Origin of the sequence: Pseudodesulfovibrio pelocollis, from assembly GCF_030282845.1 — a bacterium.
Taxonomy (GTDB): domain Bacteria; phylum Desulfobacterota; class Desulfovibrionia; order Desulfovibrionales; family Desulfovibrionaceae; genus Pseudodesulfovibrio; species Pseudodesulfovibrio pelocollis.
On the sequence record NZ_JASTWE010000131.1, the window covers coordinates 1 to 554 of the forward strand.

At 67.7% G+C, this 554-nt stretch carries 1 protein-coding gene; it reads right to left on the minus strand.

Features of this window, described 5'->3' with window-relative positions; translation table 11 throughout:
• The coding region (locus QQS14_RS16545; protein WP_285908118.1) for a VCBS domain-containing protein at positions 1 to 554 on the minus strand (554 nt) is incomplete at both ends.

The following is a 554-nucleotide window of genomic DNA, read 5'->3' on the forward strand; positions in this document are numbered from 1 at the left end:
GCCACGGCCACGGGCGCGTCGTTGACGCCGTTGACGGTGACGGTCAGCGTGGTGGAGCGGGTGGCGCCGTGTTGGTCGGTGACGGTGTAGGTGAAGCGGTCCGTGGCCGACTGGCCCACGCCGAGCTTCTGCACGGCCGGGTTGTCGTTGTCCACGGTGTAGGTGTAGGTGCCGTTCTCGTTGATGACCAGGGTGCCGAAGCGCCCGGCCACCTCGGTGCCCACCTTGTCCGGGTCGCCGCCCACGGCGGCCACGGTCAGGGTGTCGTTGACGTCGATGTCGTAGTCGTTGTCCAGCACATTGCCTGACACGGCCGGGCCGTCCTCGAATGCCTGGGCGGTGTCGGCCACGGCTACGGGCCTATCGTTGGTGCCGTTGATGGTGATGGTCAGGGTGGTGGAATCGAACCCGCCCTGGCCGTCGGAGATGGTGTAGGTGAAGGTCTCGGTCTCGGACTCGCCCACACCCAGGCCCTGGACCGCGTCAAGGGAGTTGTCCAGAGTGTAGGTGTAGCGGCCGTTGGCCCCCAGGGTCAGGGTGCCGAACTGCCCGGC